The sequence below is a fragment of the Chitinophaga sp. genome, assembly GCF_036566945.1.
Classification (GTDB): Bacteria; Bacteroidota; Bacteroidia; order Chitinophagales; family Chitinophagaceae; genus Chitinophaga.
Window position 1 is genome coordinate 1 of sequence record NZ_DATCVJ010000389.1, and the last position, 5,180, is coordinate 5,180.

The 5,180-nt window shown below is 47.7% G+C and carries 2 protein-coding genes; both read right to left on the bottom strand.

Features of this window, described 5'->3' with window-relative positions:
• A partial coding sequence (gene recC, locus VIP81_RS11475) for an exodeoxyribonuclease V subunit gamma (RefSeq protein WP_331960126.1) occupies positions 1-3,094 on the bottom strand: 3,094 nt, incomplete at its 3' end.
• A gap of 45 nt (positions 3,095-3,139) precedes the next feature.
• Positions 3,140-4,957, bottom strand: coding sequence for an exodeoxyribonuclease V subunit alpha (recD, locus tag VIP81_RS11480; protein WP_331960129.1), 1,818 nt, complete (start codon positions 4,955-4,957; stop codon positions 3,140-3,142).
• Positions 4,958-5,180 lie beyond the last annotated feature (223 nt).

A 5,180-nucleotide genomic window follows, 5' to 3' on the forward strand; every position in this document is an offset into this window, starting at 1 on the left:
CCTGTTCATATACCTGCACGAGATAAGGGTCCGGCGCTTCATGCCGTTCAATTAACCCGGAAATTTTGTTTTTAAATTTCTTCAAATCTATGGTGAGTACATCTTTCGCGGTAATCTCCAGATCCGGATAAAAAGAAATGATATGCGTGAATCCTGTTTTATATACTTTAATAATTTCGGTTAACCGCCGTGTGGCTTCTTCCTGCGTAATGGCCACCGCTTCGAATGCATCTTCTTTTTTGGTGCCTGAAATGTAGCAGAGATGCGTGATCACACCGGCGGCCCTGCCCGCGAGATAGCGGAGATAGGCTTCCACCAGGTATTTAGTTTCCTTTTTAGACCAGGATACGTGCAGCACCGTATGATCAAAGGTTCGGATGTTTCCTTTGAGAACGCTGTTGTCAATTACTATTTCTATCGGCAATCTTTTTTCGGTAGTGCCTTGTGTACAGGCTTCGTATAAATTACGCACGGGTACTACCAGGTCTTCCATCCGGTGAATGGCCACTGCGGCCATGTTGCGGAGGGGTAAGCGACCTTTTTTCACCATCACCGTTTGCAACGTACTTTGTTCTGCAGCGGGAACGGGCAACAACTCATTTTTGACAGACCACTGCTGTAATTTATTCAGGTCAAAAATTTCTGTTTCGCTGAGCAGCAGCTGACTATCGTTATAGCGAATACCTAACACCTTATTGTAATACGCCCGGAAGGGATTTTTGAAGAAGCTGATTAACTCTTCAATCGTAATCTCTTCAAAGGCTAAAGGTGTGGTGATTTTACTTTCATTGAGAAAGGATGTAGTGGCGGCTTCTTTCGTACTCAGGTAAGAAAAAAGACGTTCATCCGTGCCGGCATATTTCCTGCTGAAGCTTTGCAGTGGTTGTAAGGTCACCAGCTGACTGCGCACCGTTTCCGGCGAAGCAGTTCCTGCTTCAATATAATCTATCAGCTCGTCTACCAGTGCCGATGGTGGCAGGTCGGCATTGTCTTTCGCATTTTTGCCGAGGTAACTGATGTACAAATATTCTTTGGCAGACAACAAGGTTTCCAGGAACAGGTGTTTATCATTTTCTTTCACATTACGATCTCCTTTCTGCCGGTTTTCTTCCATGATGTTGAAACTGGATTTATTTTCCCGGCGGGGAAATTTATCGTAGTTCAATCCCATGAGGGCTACCACTTTAAACGGAATACTACGCATGGGGATGAGCGAGCAGAAAGTGATACCACCGTTTACAAACAAGCCCGCGCGGGTGCTGCCGGTGAGGGTATCGAGGAAGCTGTGGCTAAACACTTCGAAGGTTACTTTTTCACTCATAAACTCGTTGAGTGCATTGTAAGCGGTGAGTTGTTTTACCAGGGTGTTATAATCTTCATCTACATCTTCTACGGGTTCAAACACCATGTTGTGCAGTACTCTTTCCGTATAGGCTACCCACTCCACAATGGTGCGGGGGCGGCGCCTGTCAAGGATCGACGACATGAGTACTTCTGCAAAATGACAGAACCGGATCACGTCGTGGGCATCGCTGCCTTCGGTGATATCCAGCGGGAAAAAGCTGTCTTCCCCGTTGCCGTATTCTTCTTCCCCGCTCATGCAAATGCCGTACATGATCCGTTGAATACCGTATTGCCAGCTCACAAAATGTGTTTCATCTTTTTTGTGGCCGTTGATGCCGAAGCGGATGTTGGCGGCTTCAATAATCCGGCGGATGAGTACCGGGTCCTGCAGGTTGAAACGTTTACGGATATACGAAAAGTCGAGCAACTGCATCACGGCTTCTGCCTTAAAATTCTCTTCGTTCATGGTGAGAATGGCGTGCAGGGCATTGAAGAGGTTGTCGTTGTCCGTATAGCTTTCGTCGGCGATGGTATATCTGAACGGATAAGGCGCATTGTTGAATACCGCTTTGATATAAGGGGCATATGCATCAATGTCGCTCACCATTACCACAATATCGCGGGGCGATAATTGCTCCTGTCGCTGCGCTACCAGGTGTACCAGGTAGTTGTAGAGGACTTCTACTTCGCGGGCTACGGTATAACAGGCGTTGATGGTAAGGGAGCCGTCGTTGATATCGTATTGAGAAATGGGTTCCCTATCGGCCGTGGTAGCGGCGATGAAAATGTCGTGTTGTATTTTATGGAGCAGCGTATCGGTATCTGGTTCTACCGTTTCTATTTCTTCGTAGGCATTAATAAATGCGTCGTAGGCGAAGAAGAGGCCGAAGCTGTCCTGTATAACTCTGCCCCAGCCGGTGAGCAGGGCGTTGCCGGCTTTGGAGTCTTCCAGTTCTTTGAGTCCTTTTTGCCGCCAGCGGGCCAGTTGTTTTTCGTTGCGGTCGTCGAACCAAAACATTACCGGCGCCGGGTTGATGATATGGAAATGTACATCTATGAAGCTGGATAGCTCATGCAGGATTTTTACGTGATACGCCGTAATAATGGATAACCCAAACAGGTGAATCACGGGCATACGGGACGTAAGGGCTGTTTTATTGTGTGCCGTGTTGCGCAGGGTGTCGAGGATAAAGTTACCTACGATGGTTTTATCCGGGAGGGCGCCACCCGACAGCTGTTTTACTTTTACCCACAGCCAGTGTTGCCAGCCTGCGCTGGCCAGGTCCGGGGTGTGGGTATTGGTCCATGCCTGGATCATTTCCGGGCGGTATACCTGGTACTGGTCAAACAGATCTGCTACTTTTTCCGCGAGGGCCATGCGTTTCAGGTCACTTTCTGCGTGCTGCTCTGCATAGTAGGCCGCTACTTTGGGAAATTTGGCCATGAACTCTTCCTTGCCCAGGAGCTTAAACACCAGCCAGCTAAGGTTTTGCGGCGACAGCACTTCAGAGAAGGGGCCACCCAGCAATACATATAACTGGTAGAGGAGATCATTTGGCTTTAAGAAGCGGCAGTTGGCCGCAATGCCCAAACGGTCTGCCAACTGGAGTTTCAGCCAGTTGTTCATACCTTCCGTTTGGGTAATAATATAGTGAGGTTGAAACACACTGTTGCCTGCATCCTGTAGGTCTTGCGCTAACCCGGATGATAAGCTATTGAGTGAGTTCGAAACTTTTAAAAACAATGCCATTGATAAATCCTTTGTTTACACTCCGCCATTCCCGAAGCATGTTATTTAATTTGCATGCGCGTCTACTTCTCTGAATCTGGAGGCAATTCCGGAAGCTCTTTCTACAAAGCGTTCTGCGGCCATGAGGATGACTTCCGGTGTTCCCTGAACATACACTTTTTGTTTGGCCCGACTCACCGCGGTGTACAGCAGTTCCCTGGTAAGAATGGGTACGTCTGTGGTATCCGGCAAAAGTACCAGTACTTCTCCGAATTCGGAGCCCTGGCTTTTGTGGATGGTCATGGCAAACGCCGTTTCTGCCTGGGTAAGATAGCCGGGTAATACGGCTTTCAGCGCCCCGGTGCTGTCTTCGAACCAGGCCATGAGTACGCCGTTTTCATCTGCCCGGATGATGCCGGTATCTCCATTAAACAAGCCATGCTCATAATAGTTACGGGTAAGTATGACCGGCCGGTTTTGGTAAAACTCTGTATTGGCCTGAATGAGCCGTTTATCGTGCAAAAATTTTTCAATTTGTTTGTTGACGGCGTATAGTCCTTGCGGGCCTTCTCTCACGGCGGTGAGTACACGCTGATTGTTCAGCAGCTTTAGCGCCGTGGGAATATCTTTTTCGGTGATGAAAGTTTCGTAGCCGGCAATAAAGTCTTCGAATAATTTTACAGATGCAGTAGGGTCAATGACTACCTGTTCATCTGCCGAAGGCGGAAAAAAAGAATGAATAACCGGTACATTATTGGCGATAACGGCCTTACTAAATTTGCCAATACCCGTATTGCCGGTAAAACGATGACTGCGCCTGAGTTCCACCAGGTGTTGAAAGAGTGGATGGCGACTATCCGCGTTTTGGGAGGCGGGTATGTGGCGGTATTCATCTCCAATAAAACTATTAATAAACTGACGCCGCGCTGCGGTAAAAAGGTTCAGTTTTTCCTGTGCCTGACAGAGATCACCAAACAAACTACCCGCTTCCACAGAGGCCAGCTGGTCTTTGTCGCCCAGCAAAATGAGGCGGGTATTGGGATGGATGGCTATCATTAGTTTAGCAAACAAGGCCACATCTATCATGGAGCACTCATCTACAATCACTACATCGTAGTTGAGAGGATTGTCTTTATTATGCCTGAAATACGGGCTACCATTGATGGGCTTCAGTAGCCGGTGAATAGTAGCGGGCTGTAGTAGCCGGAATTTTTCGGTAGTGGCGGCATCTACTTCTATGGTGGTGTTGCGTAAACTCTCCGCCATACGTGCCGCGGCTTTACCGGTAGGTGCGGCCAGCGCTACTTTCAACGCCGGGTCGGTGGCAAACAGGATCGCCAGAATTTTAGCGACGGTAGTGGTTTTACCAGTACCCGGGCCACCGGTGATGATGGTGAAATTATTTAATACCCCGGTGATGGCGGCGGCCAGTTGCCAATCGGCCGGATCGTTATCGTCGTTGGTAGTAGTGGTAGCGCCAAACAGTTTGCTGATCAGTGGTTGCTGACTTTGCAGGAGTGCCATTCTTTCCGGCAGCACCGCTTGTTCGGTTACCAGGAACTGTTTGATGCGTTGCAGAAATTCCGTTTCGTACCTGAAATAGCGTTGCAGGTAAAGCCTGTTCTGATAAATGACGAAAGGCTGTTTGTCGTTGCCCTGCGTACCTACCACTGGAATGGTTTCCAGGATGCTGTTGCTGGTATCTATTTTTTGGTAGGACTCCGGCAGGTTTTCCTGCTCTTCTTTTATTTTATCGAGATGCAGACAGATGTGTCCTTCGCTCCCTTTTTTTGATAGTAGATAAGCATACGGTTTCAGCGCCGGTATATCAAAATACTCGGCAAATTGTTGATGTACATCGTTTAGCGTGGGTATGTTTCGCATTCTTATCCGGACACTTGAAAAGATTAAAGTACGACTTTTTCCGCTTTGACTGAAAGGCTTTATATTGCTTTTAATCTATCACCTATATACTGTATACTATGTCTAAGAAATGGCATTTCTTAAGTACGTTGTTGTTAGTCTCATTTTTACATGTTAGCGCCCAGCAAAATTTAGAAAGAAAGTCGAGCCAACTGAAGGCAAATGTTACCGTCCTTGGATTGGG